At 58.8% G+C, this 24,607-nt stretch carries 21 protein-coding genes; 10 read left to right on the forward strand and 11 right to left on the reverse strand.

Translation table 11 applies throughout. From position 1 onward, the window contains the following. Nucleotides 1–30 precede the first annotated feature (30 nt). On the reverse strand, nucleotides 31–1,029 hold the full coding sequence (locus tag VPH41_RS27470) for a hypothetical protein (protein WP_328572156.1): 999 nt from the start codon (nucleotides 1,027–1,029) through the stop codon (nucleotides 31–33). A gap of 123 nt (nucleotides 1,030–1,152) precedes the next feature. On the opposite strand from VPH41_RS27470, the gene VPH41_RS27475 reads away from it, so the two are divergent. Continuing rightward, nucleotides 1,153–1,503 carry a hypothetical protein gene (locus VPH41_RS27475; RefSeq protein ID WP_328572157.1) on the forward strand — a complete coding sequence of 117 codons (351 nt, stop codon included), beginning with the start codon at nucleotides 1,153–1,155 and terminating at the stop codon, nucleotides 1,501–1,503. On the opposite strand, the gene VPH41_RS27480 is transcribed toward VPH41_RS27475, so the two are convergent. Together VPH41_RS27480 and VPH41_RS27485 are read right to left on the reverse strand one after the other, a co-directional pair. After that, entirely contained in the window at nucleotides 1,500–2,561 is a 1,062-nt protein-coding gene (locus VPH41_RS27480; protein WP_328572158.1) for a GGDEF domain-containing protein, read from the reverse strand. The two genes, VPH41_RS27475 and VPH41_RS27480, sit on opposite strands and share 4 nt — an antisense overlap. Nucleotides 2,562–2,764: 203 nt before the next feature. Beyond that, the gene (locus tag VPH41_RS27485; protein WP_328572159.1) at nucleotides 2,765–3,685 is read right to left on the reverse strand and encodes a bifunctional helix-turn-helix transcriptional regulator/GNAT family N-acetyltransferase; all 921 of its coding nucleotides are present in this window, start codon (nucleotides 3,683–3,685) and stop codon (nucleotides 2,765–2,767) included. 876 nt (nucleotides 3,686–4,561) lie between these two features. On the opposite strand from VPH41_RS27485, the gene VPH41_RS27490 reads away from it, so the two are divergent. Further along, a complete protein-coding gene (locus VPH41_RS27490) occupies nucleotides 4,562–6,949 on the forward strand; it encodes a DNA cytosine methyltransferase (RefSeq protein ID WP_328572160.1) in 2,388 nt (795 codons plus the stop codon). Continuing rightward, nucleotides 6,942–7,496 carry a very short patch repair endonuclease gene (locus VPH41_RS27495; RefSeq protein ID WP_328572161.1) on the forward strand — a complete coding sequence of 185 codons (555 nt, stop codon included), beginning with the start codon at nucleotides 6,942–6,944 and terminating at the stop codon, nucleotides 7,494–7,496. The genes VPH41_RS27490 and VPH41_RS27495 overlap by 8 nt, the downstream gene beginning before the upstream one ends. A gap of 22 nt (nucleotides 7,497–7,518) precedes the next feature. On the opposite strand, the gene VPH41_RS27500 is transcribed toward VPH41_RS27495, so the two are convergent. From VPH41_RS27500 to dnaA, 5 genes are all read right to left on the reverse strand, one after another. Next, entirely contained in the window at nucleotides 7,519–8,760 is a 1,242-nt protein-coding gene (locus VPH41_RS27500; protein ID WP_328572162.1) for an McrC family protein, read from the reverse strand. A gap of 45 nt (nucleotides 8,761–8,805) precedes the next feature. Next, nucleotides 8,806–10,299, reverse strand: coding sequence for an McrB family protein (locus VPH41_RS27505; RefSeq protein WP_328572163.1), 1,494 nt, complete (start codon nucleotides 10,297–10,299; stop codon nucleotides 8,806–8,808). A 94-nt stretch (nucleotides 10,300–10,393) separates the two neighbouring features. Then, complete coding sequence (gene gyrB / locus VPH41_RS27510) at nucleotides 10,394–12,892, reverse strand: DNA topoisomerase (ATP-hydrolyzing) subunit B (RefSeq protein ID WP_328572164.1); 2,499 nt, start codon at nucleotides 12,890–12,892, stop codon at nucleotides 10,394–10,396. A 152-nt stretch (nucleotides 12,893–13,044) separates the two neighbouring features. After that, on the reverse strand, nucleotides 13,045–14,151 hold the full coding sequence (gene dnaN, locus VPH41_RS27515; protein ID WP_034754341.1) for a DNA polymerase III subunit beta: 1,107 nt from the start codon (nucleotides 14,149–14,151) through the stop codon (nucleotides 13,045–13,047). A gap of 141 nt (nucleotides 14,152–14,292) precedes the next feature. Next, nucleotides 14,293–15,687 carry a chromosomal replication initiator protein DnaA gene (dnaA, locus tag VPH41_RS27520; RefSeq protein ID WP_034754339.1) on the reverse strand — a complete coding sequence of 465 codons (1,395 nt, stop codon included), beginning with the start codon at nucleotides 15,685–15,687 and terminating at the stop codon, nucleotides 14,293–14,295. Nucleotides 15,688–16,200: 513 nt separating this feature from the next. On the opposite strand from dnaA, the gene rpmH reads away from it, so the two are divergent. The 6 genes from rpmH to VPH41_RS27550 all read left to right on the forward strand — a co-directional run bounded on the left by rpmH (nucleotide 16,201) and on the right by VPH41_RS27550 (nucleotide 20,671). After that, complete coding sequence (gene rpmH / locus VPH41_RS27525) at nucleotides 16,201–16,335, forward strand: 50S ribosomal protein L34 (protein WP_010401996.1); 135 nt, start codon at nucleotides 16,201–16,203, stop codon at nucleotides 16,333–16,335. A gap of 8 nt (nucleotides 16,336–16,343) precedes the next feature. Further along, nucleotides 16,344–16,796 (forward strand): ribonuclease P protein component, encoded by a 453-nt coding sequence (gene rnpA / locus VPH41_RS27530; protein WP_083412080.1) that lies wholly within the window; start codon nucleotides 16,344–16,346, stop codon nucleotides 16,794–16,796. Further along, entirely contained in the window at nucleotides 16,793–17,053 is a 261-nt protein-coding gene (gene yidD, locus VPH41_RS27535; RefSeq protein WP_099380761.1) for a membrane protein insertion efficiency factor YidD, read from the forward strand. The genes rnpA and yidD overlap by 4 nt, the downstream gene beginning before the upstream one ends. Nucleotides 17,054–17,064: 11 nt before the next feature. Next, a complete protein-coding gene (yidC, locus tag VPH41_RS27540) occupies nucleotides 17,065–18,795 on the forward strand; it encodes a membrane protein insertase YidC (RefSeq protein ID WP_152259051.1) in 1,731 nt (576 codons plus the stop codon). Nucleotides 18,796–18,980: 185 nt separating this feature from the next. Beyond that, a complete protein-coding gene (gene mnmE, locus VPH41_RS27545) occupies nucleotides 18,981–20,360 on the forward strand; it encodes a tRNA uridine-5-carboxymethylaminomethyl(34) synthesis GTPase MnmE (protein ID WP_328572165.1) in 1,380 nt (459 codons plus the stop codon). 11 nt (nucleotides 20,361–20,371) lie between these two features. After that, complete coding sequence (locus VPH41_RS27550) at nucleotides 20,372–20,671, forward strand: hypothetical protein (RefSeq protein WP_328572166.1); 300 nt, start codon at nucleotides 20,372–20,374, stop codon at nucleotides 20,669–20,671. A 24-nt stretch (nucleotides 20,672–20,695) separates the two neighbouring features. Here VPH41_RS27550 and VPH41_RS27555 read toward each other — a convergent pair whose 3' ends face one another. Further along, on the reverse strand, nucleotides 20,696–22,393 hold the full coding sequence (locus VPH41_RS27555; RefSeq protein ID WP_328572167.1) for a M1 family metallopeptidase: 1,698 nt from the start codon (nucleotides 22,391–22,393) through the stop codon (nucleotides 20,696–20,698). A gap of 179 nt (nucleotides 22,394–22,572) precedes the next feature. On the opposite strand from VPH41_RS27555, the gene VPH41_RS27560 reads away from it, so the two are divergent. Further along, nucleotides 22,573–22,773 carry a hypothetical protein gene (locus VPH41_RS27560; RefSeq protein ID WP_287776657.1) on the forward strand — a complete coding sequence of 67 codons (201 nt, stop codon included), beginning with the start codon at nucleotides 22,573–22,575 and terminating at the stop codon, nucleotides 22,771–22,773. 9 nt (nucleotides 22,774–22,782) lie between these two features. On the opposite strand, the gene VPH41_RS27565 is transcribed toward VPH41_RS27560, so the two are convergent. Both VPH41_RS27565 and VPH41_RS27570 read right to left on the reverse strand, forming a co-directional pair. Continuing rightward, nucleotides 22,783–23,418, reverse strand: coding sequence for an Hpt domain-containing protein (locus tag VPH41_RS27565; protein WP_152285068.1), 636 nt, complete (start codon nucleotides 23,416–23,418; stop codon nucleotides 22,783–22,785). A 108-nt stretch (nucleotides 23,419–23,526) separates the two neighbouring features. After that, the gene (locus tag VPH41_RS27570; RefSeq protein WP_328572168.1) at nucleotides 23,527–24,483 is read right to left on the reverse strand and encodes a CAP domain-containing protein; all 957 of its coding nucleotides are present in this window, start codon (nucleotides 24,481–24,483) and stop codon (nucleotides 23,527–23,529) included. Between the last annotated feature and the right edge of the window lie 124 nt (nucleotides 24,484–24,607).

Raw genomic sequence — 24,607 nt, forward strand, 5'->3', positions numbered from 1 at the left:
TGCTTTCCCCTGTCCGCATGCTGCTTCCGCCTATTCTTTCCGCCAGCTGGCCACGGTGATGAGCACGCCGTTTTCCTTGTCCGGCTCGCGCAGGGTCACCGTGTAGCGGCCGCTCGTATCGCTGCCGGTGAACACGACCTTGTCGTCATGGCCCTTCACTTGCGCGCCCTTGGCCAGCTTGGCATAGGTGTTGAGCACCCAGTGGAAATCGGCATAGCTGCGCAGGGTGATGCTGGCGTCGGGCATGGACTCGTCTCCTGCCTCGCTCGCTTGTGTGCGCATGGGCAAACCCGCCAGGCCCGCCGGCGCGATGCGTTTGCCACCGCTGGAGCTGCTATTGAGTTCCGCATTCGGCAGCAGCAAATGCAGCAAGCTGGCGGGAAAGCCGGGCGGCACGTCGCGCGGCTCCCAGCCGGGCTGGCCGGGGCGGGTGGTGATGTATTCCACCGCAGCAATGCTTTGCCGCTGCTCCGGCGCAGCCTGTGCCAGCATGGCCGGCAGCTGCCGCGCCCACACCAGCAGCGGCGCGGCCATCTCGTCCTCGGCGCCCGGCGGCAGGAACACCGTCAGCACGGCGTGCGTGCGCGGCAGGCAGGCGGGGGCGGCGTCATCGATGGCGGCCTGGCAATGGCCGTTGACGAGGCCCAGGGCCAACAGCTTGCGTTGCGGGTCGAACAGCATGGCGGCGCGCCACGCGCCGTGCGTGCCGGCATCGATGGAGGCCAGCACGGAGCGCCCGTCGGGCAGCATGGTGCGCGTGATGTCGTTAAGCGACTGCATGCTGTCGAGCACCTGGCGCGCGATCAGGGTGTTGCCCTGCGTATAGCTGCCGCGTGCGTAGCCCAGCAGTTTAAAGACGTCGGCGCGGATCTCGGGATGCGCGCTCAAACGCAGGGGCGGCGACGGCACGGGCACGGTGGCGGCCACGAAGGCGGCGTCCTCGGCTGCTGGCGTTTGCGCCATGGCAGGCGCGCCCAGGGCCGCGCATAGCGACAGCAGGGGCAAGATGAAACGAGTGCGGGTGTTCAATGACGATCCTTGTCGAGACGCCATGCCGGTGCGGTTGCCGGCGTGCGCGGGCCGCGATCTTAGCATTTCAGGAATGAAACTCTTTCTGCTAAGCTTGGCTATTGAATCACCGTCCGAATTGTCATGGCCCAGATCACCATTTCCTGCAGTATTCCAGTTGACGATGAGGTCGTGACCGAGTTCGTGCACAAGTACGTGGGCCGCTCGCGCGTCAGCGCGGCCAACATGTTGCGCAGGGGAGAGAAGGGCTGTTTCTATACCGGCCCTCTGTACACGGACGAGCACGCCAAAGTGAGCCGCATGCTCCGCCGCATGCTGGCGTTTTTTGAGCGCAAGGATATTCCCTTGAGCATCCTCAAGATCGGGGCCCAGGACAGCTGGCATGCAGTCGATCCCGAGCAGCGCGATCCCTGGAAGATTTCGCCGCAAGCCTTGCTGGCGCTGCTCGATGCCAGGCCTGACGGCCATGCCTAGGCGGCGTTGAGCACGTAGCGGTTCTTGCCGTTCTTCTTGGCCTGGTACAAGGATTCGTCGGCACGCCGGTAGCTGTGCGACAAGTCCGCTTCCTTGATCAGTTCCGCGATGCCGATGCTGACGGATACCTTGCGTTCCGGCACGAAGGCCGCCTCGACGCCATCGACCAGCTGCGCGGCAAAGGCGCAGGCCGCATTCTTTTCGCCCAGGTAAATGACGGCAAACTCCTCGCCGCCCAGGCGGCCGCACAGGTGCTCGCCCGACAGCCCTGCGATCACGGCGGCGATTTTCTTCAGCACCTCGTCGCCCACGTCATGGCCGTATACGTCGTTGATTTGCTTGAAGTCATCGATGTCGATCATCAGGAAATACGCGGGCGTGCGCGCCGTGCGTTGCAAGGTGCGCGCGCCTTGCGTGAACATGCGGCGATTGTTCAGTCCCGTCAAGCCATCCTTGTAGGCCATCGTCGCCAGCTCGCACTGGGCGCGGTAGTTGTGGATGCGCAAGACGAGAAAATAGATATTCAGCGCCAGGCCGATGATCACGCTGATGGTGACGGCCAGCACGGGCCAATGCTGGTCGGCCTGTCCCGCATGCACGGGAAACTGCCCCAGCCCCAGGATAGCCCACACGCACAGCGACACGCCCAGGTAATACGCGATGCCGCTGAAGATGGGCGCCGTCGTCAGGGTGATCATCACGCCCAGCGGCAATACCCAGAAAGCGGGGTCTTCCGTGCCCAGCATCAGCACGCGAAAGCTGAAACCGATGAACAGCACGCTGATGGTGCCGCTGGCGATGATGGCTTGCAGCGATTTCGCATACACGGTCAGCACCAGCCCGACCAGCATGCCCGTCACGCCCAGCGCCGCATGCGCATGATCGAGCGACGCGCGCGGCAAGGTCAGGCTGAACGTGACCAGCCAGCAAGCCAGGCCAAACGTCAGGATGGCTATCGAAATGAAATGCAGTTCCTTGAAAAAGCGCTGCTGCTGCTCCGGTTCTCCTGAAAAGAACAGGTAATAGAAGGCAGGAGACAGGCTGCGCGAAGTGAACATTGCATTTGTCCAGGCAGACAATAAGCCTTGCGGCAAGGACACCTCCCGGCAACGGCAGGCGGCATGGCGCGCGCACAAAATTAGTTGCGCTCAGGAACTAGTGTACTGGTTTCTTGGGCGCAATGGGGATAGTGGCGAGGAAAACGGCGGCCGGTGTCCTGCCGCCGCCACAGTGGCATGCGGCGGTGCGGCAGCGCGGGGTGTCACAGGTCGCGCGCCAGTACCTGGCCGACCAGGTCCTTGCCAAAGCTGTGATGCGCCTCTTCCTCGACCAGCTGGAAGCCGGCCTTGTCGTAGATGCGGCGCGCATCGGTGAGAATGCTGTTGGTCCACAACACCATTTTCGTGTAGCCCGCTTGGCGGCTGAAACGCAGGCACTCATCGACCAGGCGGCTGCCGATGCCCAGGCCGCGCGCGCAGGGATCGACATACAGCAGGCGCAGCTTGGCCGTCGTGTCGTCCTGGCGCACGATGAAGATGGAGCCGATTACCTTGCCGTCCTTCTCGGCGATCCAGCAGCGTTCACGGGTGGGGTCGAATTCCCGCACGAACTTGGCGAGGATCTCGGCAACGAGCGCCTCGTACTCGTTGTTCCAGCCATATTCCTGCGCATACAGCACGGCTTGCCGGTGGATGATCCAGCCCATATCGCCCGGCTGCGGATTGCGCAGGAGATAACTGGGCGATGGTTCCCCCAGCAAGCCCTGGATTTGTCCCATGGCATCGACCAGCTCCTGCTGCGCCGCTGGCGGCAAGCGTTCGAGCATGGCGGCCACTTCGCGCCGCGAGGCGTCGACCAGGGGCGCGAGGGTGCGCTGTCCCTGTTCGGTCAGCTGCAATTGCACGGCACGGGCATCCGTCGGCGAGCGCGTCTTGGCGATCAGTCCCTGCTTTTCAAACCCGGCAATGACACGGCTCAGATAACCCGCGTTCAAGCCCAGCTCGCGGCACAGGTCCGCGCTGGTCAGCTGCGCCTGGTGCGCCAATTCATACAGGATACGCACCTCCGTCAGAGAGAATGCGCTGTCCAGCAAGTGTTCATGCAGCACGCCAATCTGGCGCGTATAGAAACGGTTGAAGCGACGCACGATCTCCGTGCGTTCGTCGAGTTGATCTGCCTGCATGCAACACCTCCATTTACTTGCTTATGGCAGATTATTGATTGCTTTTGGCAAGTATGTCAATATGGTGCAGGAATGGGTGCATAAAAAAAGCGGCCCGGAAAGGGCCGCCTTGACTGTCACGCAAATCAGGGGAGCTGGCTCATGTCGAGTGACACGGAAAGTGAAAATGACGCGGTTGCTTCAAAAGATATTTTTAACTTACTGTGACAGAAGATTTTTCGTCTGTGCCGCAGAAATTGAAGTAACCCGGTCCCTGTGCCACTAATACTGATTTTTCCCGAGCGGCGGTGCCAAGCAACTTGCAAACAGTGTGCAGACTCATGGTCGCGCAGGTCCTCACCGTGGAACTGCTATATCGCTTGAACAGCTTTTGATAAATGAAAGGGTCTAACTGTTTAGTTGTATGTTTGTCTGGTAATATCGTATTAATATTAAATCGATATCAATCAAGTATTAATTTACACGTAGATTAGATTGTGTTAATATAATTCTATATGACTAAAGTGAATTTATTCCGTGCTCGCAAAAAAATCCACAAAGGGTCGCCCGCCCACGTCAGAGACGACTAAGGGTGTAAGCAAGGGATGTCGGCTTCAGATATCCCACACTATCAGCCCTGACCTGTTATCCAAGGTTGATCGGCTCGCGTCCGCTATGGGGCAGAGCCGTGCAGCGGTTATCAATCTCGCTGTCTATCGGCTGCTTGAGCAGGAACTCACTACATGAGTACCCTCAGTAGCAATGCATCAGTCGCCATAGAGCTGGTTGATCGCAGTCTCTAAGTCGCATTGGAAGCACCCTGCAACTCCACCTGTCTTCTATCAAAAGTGCTCGTCAGAGCTCCTTGAACCTTTCCGATTTGTACCAATGAATGCTATGGCTGACCCAATCATCGAACAACTACGCCGTCGTATTGAGGCAAACCATATGAACCTCGGCGTAGCCGCCAGTGCCATTGGTGTTGGCGTGGGAGTTTTGAAGCGGCACCTTGCTGGAGAGTACGCAAGAAGCGACTCTCTCGCAAAATATCGCTTATGGTTGAACGGAGGAGCACCCCAGCGAGCAGCAGTTACTGTAACTGCTGCCTCTGACTTTACTCCATCAGATGAGGAGTCCATACATCCTCAACTGGTGGACTTTGTTCCGCCCCTCTTGATTCCCTCTCAACGGCGTTACGTCGTAGATCTCTTCTGCGGCTGTGGTGGCATGTCCTTGGGATTCGAACGTTTTAGGGATGGACAGGTCTACCAGATCGCGATGGCGCTAGACATTGAGGAGCCTATGGTTCGGGTCTTCAACGACAACCATCCGTCACCAACTGGGCAGTTGCCCATCGGCAGACGCGGGGACATTGCCGAATTCATGAATGAGGCCGAGATCCTCGCGTACTACTTGGATCACCTCGCCAGGACAACCGGTGATCAGAAGCTGTCATCGTCATTGATGTCCCTTGGGCCCTATAGCCTGGGCGCACTGCGCCAGTCGCTCCAGAAGATCGACGCTGAGTTTCAAGGGCAATTGGTTGAGTTGCGACGCGATCAAGAATACATATCAGCACTTCGCAACACTGGGTCTGGATCACTTGGTCAAACGTCTGTGATCGGCTTCCACAACGCTACGAAGCTCCCTACGACCAGTAATGCATACCCGAAGTTTGGCCCCCTGATCTGGCATGAAGAGGGTGAAGTTGCTTCAAGTGACGTGCGAGGAACCATTGAAGCCGATGACAAGCTCATCAAGGCATGCAAAAGCCGGGCTCGCAAGCTCTGGTTCTCAGAACTACAAAAGCTCATTACTAGAGCTGAAGGGTCAGGGCGTGGGCAGCTTGCATCTGCGGCAGATCGGATCAACCGCTTCATAACGCTTATCGACACGAAGCCTATGCTTCTTGTGCGGGAGCACTGGATCAACTGGCGAGCTTCTAGAGAAGCCGTGCGAATCACATTCCTCGACAATCCTGTGGTTCAAGGTCGCCTGAGAGAAATCTATGAAGACGGTCACCAAGTGTCTGTGCTGCTGGGGGGGCCGCCCTGCCAAGGCTTTAGCCGAATTGGTCGAGGAAAGATCCGTAGCCTTCGCGAGCAGAGTGTGCATGTCCAAGAAGATGAAGATTCTGTGGACAGCAGAAATCAACTGATGCATCAGTATGTGCTCTTTGTTTCTGCATTGGCTCCGGAGGTGTTCTTGTTTGAGAATGTCCGGCATTTTCAGGCAGTGGTTCGATCCGAAGGCATTGAGTTCGATGCAGCAGACATACTTGCAGAGTCCATTGAGGCGGTTTCAGCAGGAGGCTTGGGATATGCAGTAGCTCGAAAAATCGTTATTGCATCTAAACACGCCGTCCCGCAAGCGCGGGAACGCTTTGTCATGGCAGGTATCCGCCGTGATTTAGATGGTGCGCTTACTGGGATGAATGCGGCTTCATTGTGCCTGTCTCTGCAATTCAGGGAATCTGTCTCCCTCCAAGTCGCATTGGAAGGCCTTCCTGAACCGTTGTTTGCTAATCAGGTTGAAGCAAACATGGCTTCGCGTGTTGTTACCGCCCGCGTTCCTATCTCATCGGGAGCAGGGACTGCTTCTGACGTGTATAGGACATGGACGCAAAGCACATCGCCTGTTGATGGGCACTTGGCGCGCCCACCAAGGCTAGACGACAGCGCGTTCTTCGGGCTGATGGGCCCAGGAAAGAGGTGGATGGATTACCGCTGCGATGAAGCTCCAACGTTGAGGTCACTTGCCAACGTACTGGGCTCACTTCAGGCCTCTCTCGCGCGAGAACCAGAGCTTGCTCAACAGCTTGGGTTGGATCCAGCGGCTATTGAAACTCTTGCAGCCTCTATGGATGGATCACTCAGCCTTCGCCTTCTGTTAGAGAGCATTTCACCTATTCCTGGGGAAGAGCAGCATCATCTTCTAACGCGGACCTATCTACAGAAGCGTGAAGGTGCTCACGGAGACTGGCTTGCGCGAATGAATGGGGCACAACCATCAAAGACTATTGTGAGCCATATGGCAAAGGACACCTATGCTTATGTGCATCCAACTGTTCCACGGACCCTCTCCGTAAGAGAAGCCGCGAGAGTGCAGTCGTTCCCTGACGACTATCGCTTTGGCAGCGTTGGTCTGGTAGATGGCTTCAAGGTTGTGGGCAACGCCGTTCCCCCCTTGTTAAGTTTGCAGTTTGCAGAGCGGGTCGCCAAGGTTTTGGCATTGGTAGATGCATCGCGGCAAAGCAAGGATCGCAGAAGCGCAAGACATGGATGACCATCAGCTTAGGAAGGACGTTCTACGCAGCGCGAACATGTCACGCATTCGCGGCATAAACACGCAGCCTGAACTCCTTTTTCGCAAAGCCCTTTGGAAGAAGGGATTGCGTTACCGCCTACACAGCAGGATTGAAGGAATACGGCCTGATATCGTGTTCAAAACAAAAAGACTTGCGGTATTTGTCGATGGATGTTTCTGGCATGGCTGCCCTTTGCACTACGTTCGCCCACGTTCAAAACTGGAGTTTTGGGCAGATAAGCTCAGGGCCAATACAGCACGGGATCAAGTCCAAACCCTTCGTCTAATAGAGAATGGATGGATGGTCCTACGGTTTTGGGAACATGAGATCAAAAGCGGATTAGAACAGGTGGTCGCATTAGTTCTCAATGTATATAAAAATCCAGAAAATGTTATTGCAAGCCGACCTGTTGTAACCCGAGTTGATCCTCAGGCAGACGGCACAGAACTTTGGTTGATCGAGGATTTATTTCATCAATCCGATGGCAGATCCGAGCATCGTCATCGCAATCCTCTGAAGCTCTAAGCCAGCTCCATCTGCTGTTGCACTAGACAATCGCTAAAAGCGCATCTCGAAGGGCATCACGTGCTGCTGTCTTGACCTCAGCGCGATGGCTGACCAGCTTCTCTATATCTACACCAACCAAGTGGACCTTCCGCCTGCTGTGAGTTACCGTATAGCTGCGAACCCACGGAGACGGCATCCAAGGCGCCCGGGGCATAAGGACAACGGAGTTGTCCACCGCAAATGTATCTAGGTATGCGTTGACTTGGTAGAAATCCTCACGCCTTGCTCCATATGCCAGGGCAGTTTCGTTGAGACGCTTCCATTTTGCATCCGCTACCGCTATTAATCTATTTCCCCGATACAGAAGGTAATCAGGCTTCAGGCGCAATACATTATCGCCATCATCATTTCCGTGGAGAAGAAACAATGGCTGCCCGCTGTTCTTAATAGTAATTCCGCAGTCACTCAGAGTCTCAGCCAAAACCTTCCGCATTGCTCTCTCAAACAGATGCTGCAGAGGAAATAGCATTGTGAATCCATCAGTATTTCCGGCAAATGTCGGATCCACGAATTGGCCTTGGGAGAGAAGCTTCGCCAAAGATAGAACGCGCTCACAATGTGCTTCTGAAGGTGCAAGCCGAAGCTTTGCAAATGCAGGGATGGGAAGCTTATGCCCGCCATTCCAAACCGCGCTTAATCTTCCAATTAAAGTTGTAAGCAGTTGCCGATTGAAGCTGCTGCGCGTCAACCGCGCCAACGTCGTAGCCAACCAAAGAAGGCAATGTGCCAGATCATTCTGAATGGTGAGGGGCGTGTGCTTTACGGGGAGAACAGTTAGGTCACTAGGGAGCCGCGTAGCAAGCCGCCCAAAGTCAATTCGACCTCTCAGGGATCTAGAGTCTTCATGCTTCTCTTGGTAACGACGCGGCACCCCATCTTTCAACACGAAATTCAATTCGGCTGCAGCTTCAGAGATCATGACTTCCAGGGGATCACGCACACTAGAGCGGACAGCTCCAGAGCTTGTATACGCGCGGCAAAGATAGCCTGCCGCACTAAGAATATTTACTAGGAAATCCGAATCTCTCGCTTCTTCCCTGGTGTCGGTCTTTGGCAGAACGTTGATCCGCACGCCTGCCACCTGAATTGTTCCAACGGCTTCTGCGGCACACAATCTGCCCTTGCTCATCCGAAAAGCTGGAAATGGAATCGATTCCGAAATCCTCATCACCCGAGCCGCAATTGCGCGGCCGTCCGAGCCTTCTGGCATCTGAATTGGCATGCCTTCCCAAGTCGTAAGCACTGTCAATTCAGACTCCCCAATGGCTCATGTTCCTGCTGCCAATGCAATACAAAACCGCTTGAACCTGTCCGCGTCCCAAGTGCCTGCATCCGGCTCCCACCAATCGGCATAAACGGGTGCTTGAGACTCTGCCAGTTCGTATTCTTCTGGAAGCCTTTCCACAAAGGCCGGATCGGAGGCCATGGAGCTAAACAACGAAATCAGCTCCGCATTGCTACGCACTTCACCAGCTACTGCTCGGATCTTTTTCCAGTCGTCATGGAAGTACTCGGCCAAGGTAGGAATCAGCGCCGTGCGTAATACGCGAGCAAGCGAGCGAAGCTGTGCATCTGGCAAGGTATCCCATGCGCGCGATTGGGCTATGGCGTCCAACTTGCTTGACATGAGGTATGAATGTCCGAACTCGTACCCGGCGCCCAGCAACATTCGGATTCTGGAATTCAATCGGCTAAGCAATGCTTTGACGTCAACGCCGCCATAGTTTTGAGACACCAGTGAAGTCTCCGGTCCAACATACTCAAACTCAAATCTACGGCGCATAGCAAAATCCAACGCAGTCAAGGAACGATCGACTGTATTCATCGTACCAATGACAGAAACATCACGGGGTACAGTGAACAATTCCTTCGAGTAAGGTAACCATATCCTTTTTTCTTCTGGCATTCCTTGCCGCTTGTCCACCTCCAACAAGGTCAAAAGTTCGCCAAAGACTCTTGATGGCTCTGCTCGGTTGATCTCATCAATTACCAGCACTACAGATGTTCCGCCTCTTGGGCCCGCAGCACGCAACTCCAAAAGTTTCCGCATAACGGCGCCGTAGTGCGAAGAATTTCCAAGATCGACCGTAGAGAACATGCGCGTACGTGCTGAGACAAATCTCTTGATGATCGTTCCATCTCGCGCAGTTGCCGTTTCTGCACCAACTGGAGCGGGAAGGTCAGGGTCGGCAGGATCGATCCCAAAATCGGAAAGTTCTCTAACCCCAGTCCCTGGAATAGAGAAAATCTGAGGGCGTAACCCCATCGAGATCACCTTCTCTATGACAGATCGAGGAACATATCTGTCGTAGTAGGCCGCAACCTGATCTGCACGCGCGGGTGTACTCCTGACTGTCCACCCGCCAGCATCCTTGTCTATGACAGATCCAGCCAACAGGTTTCGACCATCCACCAACCGGTCACCTATTTGAAGGTCTGTTTCTGATCCAGCTCTCAGACAAAGTGACTTAAAGGGACCATCAATAACACGATAGGCAAGACGACCCTCTTCATCAACGATGGGCCGATAACCTTCAACAAAGTCTTCGTACGAATAACTGGGGTGAAACGTGACCCACAATATCCGTCCTTCAGCAACGAGGCTGTCGTGTAAGGCACGAACTGCCTCTTCAGGGTTTCCGTTTAACTGTGCCGTGGCAAACCGTTCCGGCTCCAACGCCTTAACAGCCTCACGCGCCGCTCGAAAGGTCTTTCCGGTACCTGGTGGCCCGCAAAGAATCTTCATCGTTGGCCCAGCCATTCTGTCTCCTTAGAAGCCCTGATCTTTCCACTTTCTATGTCAGTAGTTTTTCACTTACCTGGCACAGTTTTCACTTTCAATGTCACCCGACAGCTTACACGTCAATATTCCCCGCGCGCAGCGCGTTGTTTTCGATGAAGTTGCGACGTGGTTCCACGTCGTCGCCCATCAGGGTGGTGAAGATCTGATCCGCCGCAATGGCGTCTTCGATCTGCACTTTCAGCAGGCGGCGCACGGTTGGGTCCATCGTTGTTTCCCACAGTTGATCCGGGTTCATTTCGCCCAGACCTTTGTAGCGCTGTTTCGAGACGGTGCGTTCGGCTTCGTCGCGCAGCCATTGCATGGCCTGGTGGAAGTCGACCACGGCGATTTCCTTCATGCGCTCGCCTTCGCCGCGGCGCACGAAGGCGCCTTCGCCGATCAGGCCTTCGAAGGTGGCGGCGCCGCTGCTCAGCACGGCGTAGTCCGGGCCTTGCACGAAGTCGGCGTCGATGGCCGTGACTTTGACGTTACCGTGGTGCATGCGTTCGATGTGCAGCTTGTGTTTTTCCGACAGGTCGTCGGAACGCACATGCACGCGCACGGCGCTGTCGTTGATGGCTGTCTGCAGGGCCAGGGCCGAGGTTTCCGCCAGGTCCAGGGTCGACAGGTCCAGCTGCACGCCCGTCATGATGGCCGTCAGGGCGGCGCGGTCGATGACGCGCGTCAAACGCGTCATGATGGTGTTCGACAGGTTGAACTTGCGCACCAGTTCCGTCAGGGTATCGCCGGAAATGCCGTCCGCGCCTTCGCGCGGCACCAGCACGGCCGTGTTCAGCGCCACCGTCATCATGTAGCTCGCTTCTTCGGCATCATCTTTCAGATAGCGCTCGTCGCGGCCCGCCTTCACCTTGTACAGCGGCGGTTGCGCGATGTAGATGTGGCCGCGCTCGACCAGTTGCGGCATCTGGCGGTAGAACAGGGTCAGCAGCAGGGTGCGGATGTGGGCGCCGTCGACGTCCGCATCGGTCATGATGATGATGCGGTGGTAGCGCAGTTTCTCGACGTTGAATTCGTCCGGTCCGATCGAGGTGCCGAGCGTGGCGATCAGGGTGGTGATCTGCTCGGACGACAGCATTTTCTCGAAACGGGCTTTTTCCACGTTCAAGACCTTGCCGCGCAGCGGCAGAATCGCCTGGAACTTGCGGTCGCGCCCCTGTTTTGCCGAGCCACCTGCCGAGTCACCCTCGACGATGTACAGTTCGCACAGGGCTGGGTCTTTTTCCTGGCAGTCGGCCAGCTTGGCCGACAGGCCCAGGCCGTCCATGATGCCTTTGCGGCGCGTCAAGTCGCGGGCCTTGCGGGCTGCTTCGCGTGCGCGCGCCGCTTCGACGATCTTGCCGCAAATGATCTTGGCGTCGTTCGGTTTTTCTTGCAGGTAATCAGCGAGGGTCTTGGCAACGATCTCTTCGACAGGGCCGCGCACTTCGGACGACACCAGCTTGTCTTTCGTCTGCGACGAGAATTTCGGCTCCGGCACTTTTACGGACAGCACGCAGGTCAAGCCTTCGCGCATGTCGTCGCCGTTGATTTCCACTTTCGCCTTTTTGGCGAACTCGTGTTCATCGATGTATTTGTTGATCACGCGCGTCATGGCCGCACGCAAGCCCGTCAGGTGGGTGCCGCCGTCGCGTTGCGGGATGTTGTTCGTAAAGCACAGCACCTGTTCATTGTAGGCATCGTTCCACTGCATCGACACGTCGACCGTGATGTTCGTGCCCTGGTCCGACAGGCGCTCGCCCGTGGCCTGGAAAATGGTCGGGTGCAAGACCGACTTGGCCTTGTTGATGTATTCGACGAAGCCGCGCGTGCCGCCTTCGAAGGCAAACACTTCTTCCTTGCCCGTGCGCTGGTCCGACAACTTGATGTTGACGCCATTGTTCAGGAAGGACAGTTCGCGGATGCGCTTGGCCAGGATTTCGTAGTGGAATTCCACGTGCGTGAAAATCTCTTCGTCGGCCCAGAAATGCACGTCCGTGCCGCGCTTGTCCGTTTCGCCGATGACCTTGATCGGCGAGGTGGCGACGTCGCCCACCATGACGATCTGGCGGTCTTGCGGCACGCCGCGCACGAATTCCATGTGATGCACTTTGCCATCGCGGCGGATGGTCAGTTTCAGCAATTTCGACAGGCCGTTCACGCAGGACACGCCCACGCCGTGCAAGCCGCCCGAGACCTTATACGAGTTCTGGTCGAACTTGCCGCCCGCGTGCAGCTCGGTCATGACGATTTCCGCCGCCGAACGCTTCGGATCGTGCTTGTCGTCCATTTTCAGGCCGGTCGGCACGCCGCGGCCATTGTCCGTGATCGAGATGGAATTGTCGCTGTGGATGGTGACGTGGATTTCCGTGCAGTGGCCGGCCAGCGATTCATCGATGGAGTTGTCCAGCACCTCGAATACCAGATGGTGCAGGCCGGTGCCGTCCGAGGTGTCGCCAATGTACATGCCCGGGCGTTTGCGCACGGCTTCCAGGCCTTCCAGGATCTGGATGGAGGCGGCGCCGTATTCTTCCGTTTTGGCCTGGATCGGGGTGTCTTGTGGATTCTCGGACATGGACTGCTTTCTCAAATAACGATTGCTGATTGATTCGGGGCTGCTGGCTGATGGCCGTAGGTCGGGTTAGCCGGAACGGCGTAACCCGATAGATGGCGCTCAGCATGTCGGATTACGCTGCGCTAATCCGACCTACGTCACTGCTGTGGTCTTTAGATGCGCATCGGCATGACGACATACTTGAAGTCGGCGTTGTCAGGGATGGAGATCAGTGCGGACGAGTTCGAATCGCCCAGCGCGATGTTGACGTATTCGCATTTCAGGTTGTTCAGCACGTCCAGCAGATACGTCACGTTGAAGCCGATGTCGACGGAGTCGCCGCCGTAGTCGATTTCCAGCTCTTCGACGGCTTCTTCCTGGTCCGCATTGGTCGAGCTGATCTTCATGCTGCCCGGGGTGATGATGCAGCGCACGCCCTTGAACTTGTCGCTGGTCATGATGGCGGCACGTTGCAGCGAACGCAGCAGCTCATCGCGGCCGATCGTGAAGTCGTTTTTGTAGCCTTTTGGAATCACGCGCGTGTAGTCGGGGAACTTGCCTTCCACCAGCTTCGAGATCAGCTCGATGTCGGCAAAGGTCAGTTTCACCTGGTTGGCGGCGATGTCCAGCTGCACCGGTTCATCGTTCTCTTCCAGCAGACGCTGCAGTTCGATGATGGTCTTGCGCGGAATAATCACTTCCTGGCGCGCAAACGTCTGCTCGGTGGCCACCTGGCAAAACGCCAGGCGGTGGCCGTCGGTGGCCACGGCGATCACATTATTGCCGTCCAGAACCAGCAGCAAGCCGTTCAGGTAATAGCGGATGTCTTGCTGCGCCATCGAGAAATGCACCATGTTGAACAGGTGCTTCAAGGTTTTCTGGGGCAGGGTGACGCTGGCGTTGTAGCTTTCCGCTTGTTGCACGGTTGGAAACTCTTCCGCTGCCAGGGTTTGCAGGGCGAAGCGCGACTTGCCCGTTTGCACGGTCAAGCGCTTGTTCAGCAGGGTCATCGTGACGTCGCCCGATTCGGGCAGCGCGCGCAGAATGTCCAGCAGCTTGCGCGCGGCCACGGTGGTGCCCGTGACGTCCGCGCCGGAGCCGATTTCCGCGTGCGTGGTGATCTGCACTTCGGTGTCGGTCGACAGGAAGGAGACATTTTCACCGTCTTTGCGGATGAGGATATTGGCCAGAATCGGCATAGTGTGCCGACGCTCGACAATACCGCTCACGATCTGCAGTGGCCGGAGAAGGGTATCTCGGGTGGTTTTGACCAATTGCATATTTATCCTCAATGTATAGGTATGAAGTTTAACGTAGTAATTTAACAATCATTGCATGGGGAACCCCGGCAGACCAGCTGCGGCGCTCTCCCAGATAATAAGGGTAAAGCACGTTTTGAGCCAGTCTTGCCCAAGCGGCGCTTAACCCTTCAATGTTTGTTCCAGCACATGCAATTCATGGTTGCATTCCGGGTTCTTGGTGCGGTCCAGCGCGATCTTGCGCACGGCATGCAGCACCGTGGTGTGGTCGCGGCCGCCGAACAGCTCGCCGATTTCCGGCAGGCTCTTCTGTGTCAATTCCTTGGCCAGGTACATGGCGATCTGGCGCGGCCGGGCGATATTCGCGGGGCGGCGCTTCGAATACATGTCGGCAACCTTGATATTGAAGAAGTCGGCCACCGTCTTCTGGATGTTTTCCACGGAAATCTGGCGGTTCTGCACCGACAGCAAGTCCTTCAGGGCTTCCTTGACGATATCGATGGTGATGTCTTTGCCATGGAAACGCGAGTACGCCAGGATCTTGCGCAGTGCGCCTTCCAGCTCGCGCACGTTCGAGCGCAAGTGCTTGGCGACAAAGAACGCCACGTCATCCGAGAAAGTCACGCCTTCCTGCTTGGCTTTTTTCAACAGAATGGCCACGCGCATTTCCAGTTCCGGCGGTTCGATGGCCACCGTCAGGCCCGAGTCGAAGCGCGAAATCAGGCGGTCGTCCATGCCCGTGATTTCCTTCGGATACGTATCCGAGGTGATGATGATTTGTTTCTTAGCGGCAATTAATGCCTCGAACGCATAGAAAAACTCTTCCTGCGTGCGGCTCTTGCCGCCAAAGAATTGAATATCATCGATCAACAGCATGTCGAGCGAGTGGTAATAGTGCTTGAAGTCGTCGAAACCCTTGCGCTGGTAAGCGGTCACTACGTCGCGAACGTACTGTTCTGCGTGGATGTAGCGGATCTTTGCGCCCGGATTGTCGGCCATCACCTGGTTGCCGATGGCGTGGATCAAGTGGGTCTTACCCAGGCCGACGCCGCCGTAGAAGAACAGCGGGTTGTACGACACGCCCGGGTTGTTTGCCACCTGGATGGCGGCGGCGCGCGCCAGCTGGTTGGCCTTACCGGTCACGAAACTGTCGAAGGTCAAGTCGGTGTTGATGCGGCTCTGTTCGCGGCGCGGCGCGGCGCCGATGCTCAGTTCCGGCACGCTGGGCTGCGGCTCCGCGGCGCGCGCGCTGGGCGCGCCGCCATTCGGATCGCTGGCCGGGGTGCTGGCGGCAACGGGTTTCTTCGGCAGGGCCAGGCGCGGGTCGAGCACGAACTGCACTTCCGTGGGCGCTTCGAAGTACTGAATGGCCAGGGCAGTGATGCGGCTGGCGAACTGGGTCTTGACCCAATCGAGCTTGAAGCGATTGGGCGCAGCAATGCGCAGCTTGCCCTCTTCGTAATCGAGAGGGATAAGCGGTTTGATCCACGCACTGAATTGTTGCGGTGTCAGCTCCAGTTCCAACTGCGCGGAACAGGCCTGCCAGAAATTATCCATGTATGTCTATGTGAAAAGGTGTGGGAGGGCGTATCGATTCTGCCCTGCGGTCACCGTGTTGCAAGGCCGGCGTCGCGCGAGGGCTCGCCACACGTAACGCGCTATTCTACTCCCGACTGCGAAAGTTATCCACAGGCACGGCTGTTATTTTTGTGTGGCGGGGTGGGGCGCCGTGTGCATAAGAGGCGACTTATCCCCCGGTTATCCCGTGACAGGCAGTGCTGGCGCGGCCTGCGGCGGGGCCTTGCCGGCAGGCGGAGCCCGGCGCGCAAATTTCTTGGCGATCACGGCAATCCTTGACAAGAGGGGGGCATATGCTGAATAATTCAGGGTTCCCCGCCCGTATTCCGTGTTTATTCATTTGGAACGACAATATGGACTAAGCGTGGATTAAGCGGGCGATGAGATTGGCCAGCTTGTGCCTTGGCATAAGTGCGCGATTGTCATTGGCACCAAAAACTGACGGGACGTCAGACCCGATTTTGCATTTTTTTTGTTTTTAGCGAGACCAACATGAAACGTACTTACCAACCTTCCGTCGTTCGCCGCAAGCGTACGCACGGCTTCCGCGCTCGTATGGCTACCCGTGGTGGCCGTGATGTGCTCAACGCACGTCGCGCAAAGGGCCGCAAACGTCTGGCCGTCTAGGCTTGTCGTTGACAGCTGATCGCGTGGCTAGCTGTACTCCAGTCGGCAATCAACGCGAAGGTTCACACGACTTCGCGCGCGTTCGGCGTATCGTTAAAACGGATGAATTTTCATCCGTTTTTCGTTTGCGCCCTTCGCAAAAAACAGCGCATTTTGTGCTGTACACCCGACACAATCAATTGCCGCATGCGCGGCTGGGCGTCGTTGTGGCCAAGCGTTTCGCGCCGCGCGCGGCGACCCGCAACACGATCAAGCGCGTGACGCGCGAGCTGTTTCGCAACAGCGCGCTGCCGCCGGTCGACTGCGTGGTGCGTTTGTCGCGCGCCGTCAACAGCAAGGATGGCCCGGCCACCACGACCCGACTCAAAGCCGAGCTGCGTGAAGAATTGAGCCGCCTGTTCGCGGCGCAAATCGCCGCCCAGGCCCGTTCTGTTGCTGCGCCACCACCGTCCGCGCCATGAAAACCCTGCTGCTGTTCCTGCTGCGTGCTTATCAGTTGCTGATCAGCCCCATGCTGGGACAGAATTGCCGTTTCTATCCGAGTTGTTCGCATTACGCGATGGAAGCGCTGCGCGTGCACGGTACTGCCAAGGGCAGCCTGCTGGCTGCCAAGCGCCTGTGCCGTTGCCACCCCTGGAATGAAGGGGGCGTCGACCCGGTGCCGCCGGCCGACGCTAAACAATCTTCAACGACCGCTTGCGGTTGCAACCACTCCTGACAAATACCCTAATGGATATCAATAAACGTACCATCCTGTGGATCGTGTTTTCCGTCTCGCTGGTAATTCTCTGGAACGAATGGATGATCTCGAACGGCAAGCCGTCGATGTTCTCCGCGAACACGGAACAAACCGCCAAGGCGCCTGCGACCCCTGCCAAGACGGCCGCTGTGTCGGCTGCGGCAGGCGTGCCTGCCCTGCCGGGTGAGGCTGTCGATCCCGCCGCGTTCAAGCGCGAAGTGATTACCATCACCACCGACGTCATCAAGGTCGACATCGACACCCTGGGCGGCCAGGTCAAGCGTCTGGAATTGCTGAAATTCAAGGGCGCGGGCAATCCGGGCTGGTTTGGCGGCTGCTTCGGCCTGTTCAAATGGTGCCAGCCTGACGACGGCAAGCAAAACGAAGTGCTGTTCGACGAAGGCGCAAACCATACCTACCTGGCGCAATCGGGCCTGGTCGGCGGTCCCTTCCCTACGCACGCGAGCGGTTTCACCGTGCAGCCGGGCGTACGCACCCTGGCCGATGGCAAGCAGATTCAACTGGTGATGGAAGCCGTCGAAGGCGGCGTCAAGCTGACCAAGACGTTTACCTTCAAGCGCGGCGACTACGTCATCGACGTGCGCCACGACGTGGCCAACGTGGGCGCTGCGCCCGTCACGCCGCAGCTGTATCTGCAACTGACGCATGACGGCAACAAGCCCGTCGGCGACTCGTTCTTCAACAGCAGCTTCACGGGCCCGACCCTGTACACGCCGCAAGACAAGTACCAGAAGCTGACGTTCGAGAAAATCGAAAAAGCGGCCGTGGAAGACGAGAAGAAGGGCAACGACAACGCCATGAAGGCGCTGCACCCGGCCACGGCAAATGGCGGCTGGTTTGCGATTTCGCAACACTTCTTCGTGTCCGCGTTCGTTCCGCCTGAAAACGCCAAGCGCGACATCTTCACGAAGAAGGTCGGCACCAACCTGTACGCCATCGGCAACGTGCTGCCCCTGCCTACCCTGGCGCCGGGCGCTTCGGCCAGCATGGACAGCAAGCTGTACTCGGGTCCGCAAATCGCGCACCTGCTGGAAAACGTCTCGCCTGGCCTGGAACTGGTCAAGGATTACGGCTGGCTGACCATCATCGCCAAGCCGATGTTCTGGGTCATGGAACAGATCCACAGCGTGCTGGGCAACTGGGGCTGGACCATCATCGCCTTCACGATCCTGATCAAGCTGCTGTTCTTCCCGCTGTCGGCCGCCGGCTACCGCAGCATGGCCAAGATGAAACTGGTCACGCCGAAGATGCAAGCGATCCGCGAACGCTTCAAGGGCGATCCGCAAAAGATGAATCAGGCCACGATGGAGCTGTACAAGACGGAAAAAATCAATCCGCTGGGCGGCTGCCTGCCGATCCTGATCCAGATGCCCGTGTTTATCGCGCTGTACTGGGTCTTGAACGCGTCCGTGGAAATCCGCGGCGCGCCATGGATCGGCTGGATTACGGACCTGGCCCAGCATGACCCATGGTGCATCCTGCCCGTGCTGTACGCGATCTCGATGTTCATCACGACCAAGCTGAACCCGGCCCCGGCCGATCCGATGCAAGCGAAGATGATGCTGTTCATGCCACTGGCATTCTCGGTGATGTTCTTCTTTTTCCCGTCGGGCTTGGTACTCTACTGGGTCGTCAACAACGTCCTGTCGATCGGCCAGCAATGGGTGATCACCAAGAAATACGCGCCAGCCGTCAAGTAAGTCCGGCCAGCGACCAGAAAGCCCGCCTCGCGCGGGCTTTTTTTTGACATCGTACCCAATGGGCACGATGTCAAAAAAAGTGGGTTTTGCCGGTTTTCCACTGTCCTCCCCCTTCATGTGCACCCGGTCTGTCGCTGAAAATACCGCGGCTCCTGCAGCCTTCCCGAATACACTACAATTACCCCATGAAACTCGACTCTTCCCCTATCGCCGCCATCGCCACCGCTCCCGGGCGCGGCGGCATCGGCGTGGTACGCGCCTCCGGCAAAAATCTCGCTCCCCTGATGACGGCCCTGTTCGGCGCGCAGCAGCTGAAACCGCGCCACGCCACCTACCTGCCGTTTACGGACGGCGACGGCGCCATCATCGACCAGGGCATCGCCCTGCATTTCAAGGGCCCCCATTCGTACACGGGCGAAGACGTGCTGGAATTGCAGGGCCACGGCGGCCCCGTGGTGCTGCAGCTGCTGCTGGCGCGCGTGCTGGAAGCGGGCCGGGACAGCGGCTTGCGCCTGGCCGAACCGGGCGAATTCACGCGCCGCGCCTTCCTCAATGACAAGCTGGACCTGGCACAGGCGGAAGCCGTGGCCGACCTGATCGACGCTTCCACGGAAGCTGCCGCCAAGTCCGCCTCGCAATCGCTGTCGGGCGTGTTCTCGAACACGATTCACGCGCTGGTGGAGCAGGTGACGGGCTTGCGCATGCTGGTCGAAGCGACCCTGGACTTCCCGGAAGAAGAGATCGACTTCCTGGAAAAATCAAATGCGCGCGGCCAGCTGAAAGCCGTCATCGAAGCCTTGAATAAAGTGTTTGCGCAGGCGGCGCAGGGCGCGCTGCTGCGCGAAGGTCTCAATGTCGTGCTGGCGGGCCAGCCGAACGTGGGCAAATCGTCGCTGCTGAACGCGCTGGCGGGCGCCGATGTGGCCATCGTCACGCCGATCGCCGGCACCACGCGCGACAAGGTCAGCGAAACCATCCAGATCGAAGGCATTCCGCTCAACATCATCGACACGGCCGGCATCCGCAGCGCGGGCGACACCATCGACGCTGTCGAGCGCATCGGCATCGAGCGCACCTGGGGAGAAATCGGCAAGGCCGACGTCATCCTGCACCTGCTCGATGCGGACCACGGCCCCACCCTGGCCGACGAAACCATCGTTGCCGCCTTCCCCGAAGGCGTGCCCGTGGTGCGCGTGTGGAACAAGATCGACCTCTCGGGCCACAAGCCCAGCGTCGACAGCTTGCCGGACGCCACGCACGTCTACCTGTCGGCGCACGAGCACATCGGCATCGATTTGCTGCGCGCGGAACTGCTGCGCATCGCCGGCTGGCAGCAGACGGGCGAATCGCTGTTCCTGGCGCGCGAACGCCATTTGATCGCGCTCAAGTCGGCCGGCAAGCATTTGAATATCGCGGCCGCGCACGCGGCGCAGGACGACCAGTCGCTGGACCTGTTCGCCGAAGAACTGCGCCTGGCGCAGGTGCAGCTGTCGAGCATCACGGGCGAGTTTTCGCCCGACGATCTGCTGGGCGTGATCTTCAGCCGTTTCTGCATCGGCAAGTAAGAGGGGCCGCGATGAAAATCCTGATCGCCGCTCTGCTGTGCTGTTTGCCCCTGCTGGCGACGGCCGAGGAAAAACTGCCGCGCGACGTGGCGCAATTCATTGAGCAGGCGCAAATGTGCGAGCATTTTGCCGGCGAATGGGATGACCACGACAAGGCGCGCCAGCGCGAAATCACGCAAGCCGTGGCCAGCTCCTGCGGCCAGGCGCAGCGCCAGTGGAAGCGCCTGTCCGCCAAGTATGCGCGACAGCCGGCGCTGCAAAAAGTCATTGCCGACAATGCCAATGACGCGGTGCGCAGCTTCCGGAAATAGCTGCTGCCCCGGCTTGCGGCTGGCTCAGCTTTTCTTGCCCTTGCCTTGTTCTTCCTTGAATTTCTGGAAGGTCTCGATATGTTCGGCGCGGCGCAGCACGCGCGAATGCGGGTCGAGCGTGTACGTGGCGCCAGCCGGCAGGGGCAGTTCGCCAAAGCCCAGCGACATGGAAACGGTATGGATTTCCTTGCCGATACGCACTTCCACCGGCATCGGGAAGGCGATGTCGGCAGGCGTCTTCCACAGCAGGCGCAAGGTGTCGCCGTCACGCACGGCGGACAGTTCCGGCAGTGCCGCCTGGTACAGATAAGCCTGGAAAAACCAGTCGTAATTGCTGCCCGTGACTTTGTTGACGATGGCCATGAATTCCTGCGTGCTGCCGTAGCGGGGCTGGAACTGGCCCGGCTGCGGCTGTTCCGTGCCGTATACGAGCAGGCGCACGGCGCGGAAGAACGCCTCGTCGCCGATCAGGCCGCGCAAGGTATGCAGTACCAGCGCCCCCTTCACATAGAGGTCGCCGCCGGGGCCGCCCTTCTTCAGGTCGTAGACCTCTTCCTCGCTTTTCGGCTTGCCCGAGACCATGGGCGCCTTGTTGACGATGCCGGCGCGCATCTGCTGCAACGAAGCAAAATATTCCTGCTCGCCCCGCAGGTACTGCATGTACAGCGGCTGCATATACGTGCCGAAGCCTTCGTGCAGCCACATATCGTCCCAGTTGCTGTTGGTCAGCTGGTTGCCGAACCATTCGTGGGCAAATTCATGCTGCAGCAGTTCATCGTAGCCGTAGCTGGTCTTGGCGAATTTGTTGCCATAGGCATTGATGGTCTGGTGTTCCATTCCCTTGTGCGGGGTTTCGGCGATGCCGACTTTTTCATCGCCGAACGGGTAGGGGCCGATCACGCTTTCAAAAAAATCGAGCATGGGCGGCAGCTCCGCGAACAGCGCGCCCGCCTTGGCTTCACTTTCCGGCAGATACCAGAATTGCAGGGGAATGCGGTTGCCGTAGCGGCTCACATATTCCCCCTGCATGTTGCGGTAGGGCGCCACGTTGAGGGCGATGCCATAGGTGCTCGGATGTTTGGCGCGCCAATGCCAGGTGCGCCAGCCGTCGGCCTCGTCCATGCCGAGCGCGATGCCGTTGCCGGCCGCCACCAGCGGCGCCGGCACCTGGATGTGCTGGTCGATCAGCTGGGCCTTGCCCATCGGATGGTCGATGCACGGCCAGAACAGGTCGCAGCCTTCGCCTTGCACGGCGCTGGCGATCCATGGCGCGCCGTCTGCCGTGCTCGACCACACCATGCCGCCATCCCACGGCGCTTTCACGGCGACGTGCGGCACGCCGTGGTAGACGATGCGGATGGTGGTGCGCGCGCCGGCCGCGATGGTGGCCGGCAAGGTCATGCTGAGCTGGCCTTGCGGGTTGGCATAGTCCTGCGGCCGCAGCGCCTTGCCGTCGACTTCGATGGCATCGACTGGCAGGTTGCGGTCCAGGTCCAGCGCGAAACGCGTGATCGGCTGCGTCGCCAGGAAGGTCAGGCGGGCATCGCCGGCAATGCTGCGGCTGGCCGGATCGATGCGCAGGGTCAGGTCGGCGTGTTCGAAGACCACCGCCAATTGTTCCGGCGTGCGTTCGGCGCCCGAGTTGAGCGTGTAGGCCGTGGGCGCGCGCGTGGCGCAGGCGCTGAGCAGCAGGCAGGAGAGCAGCAGAGGGATGGGTTTCATGGCAAGCGCACAAGTGAACGGAACATTGATTGTAGTGTTAAGTGACAACGTTGTCGTTTGGAAATTTCAGCATGCGGATGGGGCAAGCGTGGCCGCCGTTGAGAAATGTCATGGGCTCCGGACAGCGCTGACGTAATCTTGCTGAGCGGCCTTGAAGTGCCGCTAGGAAAGGAAGCGCCATGGACAGCAAACAGCCGGACGTCGTGGTATGCGAGGATGAGGCAGTGGCGCGGCCATTGCCCGCCATGCCGGAATTGATCGCGACCTTGCCGCCGAAAGGCGCGTGCTGGTATTGCGACAAACCGCTCGACGCCGTGCGCCGCTTTTGCGGCAAGAGTTGCGGCATGGCTTACGCGGAAGAGGCGCAATACCACCCCTGAACCTGGAGGCTAGCGGCGGCGCAGCAGCGCCGCGAGTGCGCCGTCAAAGTCGAACTCATGCGCAGCGGCCGCCACTTCCTGGTAGACGTGCACGCCCAGGCTGGCGGCCAGCAGGCTGGCCGAATTTTCCAGGATGTCGATGGCCGCGCCATCGCCTTCGCGCAGATGGCTGGCCAGGCGCGCCAGCAGCAGCTGGATGGCAGGCGCGGCCGGGTCGGGCGCCACGTCCTGCGCCGCCGTATGGGTGGCTTCCGGCGTGCCCAGCATGCTGCTGACCGCGCCCAGCAATTGATCCTGCGCCAGTTCCAGCTGCAGCATCTGCTGGGCCAGGTCGGGCGCCTGCGCGCGCAGCGCCGATTCCAGGGTTGCCGACAGGCCGTGCACGTGGCGCGCACCGATCATGCCGGCGGCGCCTTTCAGGGTATGCGCCTTCAGGCGCGCATTGGCATAGTTGCCCGCGTCGAATTCGGCGCGGATCTGGCACGGCGTGGTGCCGTGGTCATGCAGGAAGCGGCGCAGGATTTTCAGGTACAGGAGGCGGTCGCCCATGATGCGGCCCAGTCCGTTCTCGACATCGAGAATGCGGACCATGTCGGATGCCGCAACGGCAGCATCATCATCGCAGGTGGCGTGTGGTTTCATCATGCCCGGTGTGCGCAGAGCCCCAAAACGTATCAATGGCAGTAAAGCAGGAACTGCTATTTTACATCCAGTCGTCCTCGACACTGCGCCCGTTTGGCGGCCGCCTGCCGCCTAGCGTGTCGTGAAGGACCAGGTGCGCGTGACGTTCGCGCCATTGACTTTGCCGATGAAACTCACGTCATAGGTGGTGCCCGCCAGCAGGGGGGCCAGCGGGATGATGGCGGCCACCGAGCGCGATGTATTAATGGCATCGGTCTCCTTGCTGAGCAGGCGTACCGCCAGGTCTGCACTGGCGCCACGCTGGCGCACGGTGAACGCCGTCACGCCGAGGGTGGCGTCGAAGTTCGCATGGACGCTGATGGGGTAGCCGACCACATCCTGGTTGGGCACGGGATCGGGCGTCTCTTCATCGCTGGAGAAACTGGTGGCAACTTTCAGCTGTCCGCTGAACGGATAGCTGATGATCTGTCCGGCCGGCAAACCGGGACCGTAGCGGGTGTTGCCCGCAAAGTCGGTGGTGAAGTAGGCGTAGCCGCTGTTGTTGACGGCAGAGCCGGCCCCCCCTTCCTTGAACACCGGTTCGAAGATGACGAAGCGGTGATACACGGCCGTGATCAGGTTTTCCGCCATGTAGAAACCGGAGTTGGTCGTTATGCCCGCGATGACTTCGCCCCAGGTGGACGTGACGGCATAGCCTGACGCGCTCAGGCGGTCAAAGGGGGTTTCGCCCGTAAAGCCGGGTTTGCCCTTGATTTGACTGTGCGCCACCACGTTGTTGCTGTTCAGATAGTTGGAATGGCCGAGTGCCGCATTGTCGATCAGGCTATTGCGCACCAGCGGGCCCAGGCCGATCTGGCTGCGCCGGTAGTTGATCCAGTTGAAGCCATCCGTGGCGATATTGTTGCTGAGGGCTGGGGCGCCCGGCTCCTCCGTCAACTGTTTTGCCGCCGTGGCGCTGCTCAGCGAAGTGTTGCCGCCGCTATCGCTGCCGCCGCCGCAGGCGCTCAGCAGTGCAACGGTCAGGAGGGCGGGAAGGGTGTGTGTCCAACGCGATAACGAGGCAATCAAGCTGACTCCTGTCTGGTGGGGGGCTGTAAAACGATTCTAAGGCATTTTGATCTGCCGTAGAGCATCTCTGAAAAGATATGCTGCGCGCTCGTGCGCGGACGGTGCCGTAGCCGCGCAGGGTAGA

The organism is Janthinobacterium sp. P210006 (assembly GCF_036231885.1).
In the GTDB taxonomy this organism is placed as follows: Bacteria; Pseudomonadota; Gammaproteobacteria; order Burkholderiales; family Burkholderiaceae_D; genus Janthinobacterium; species Janthinobacterium violaceinigrum.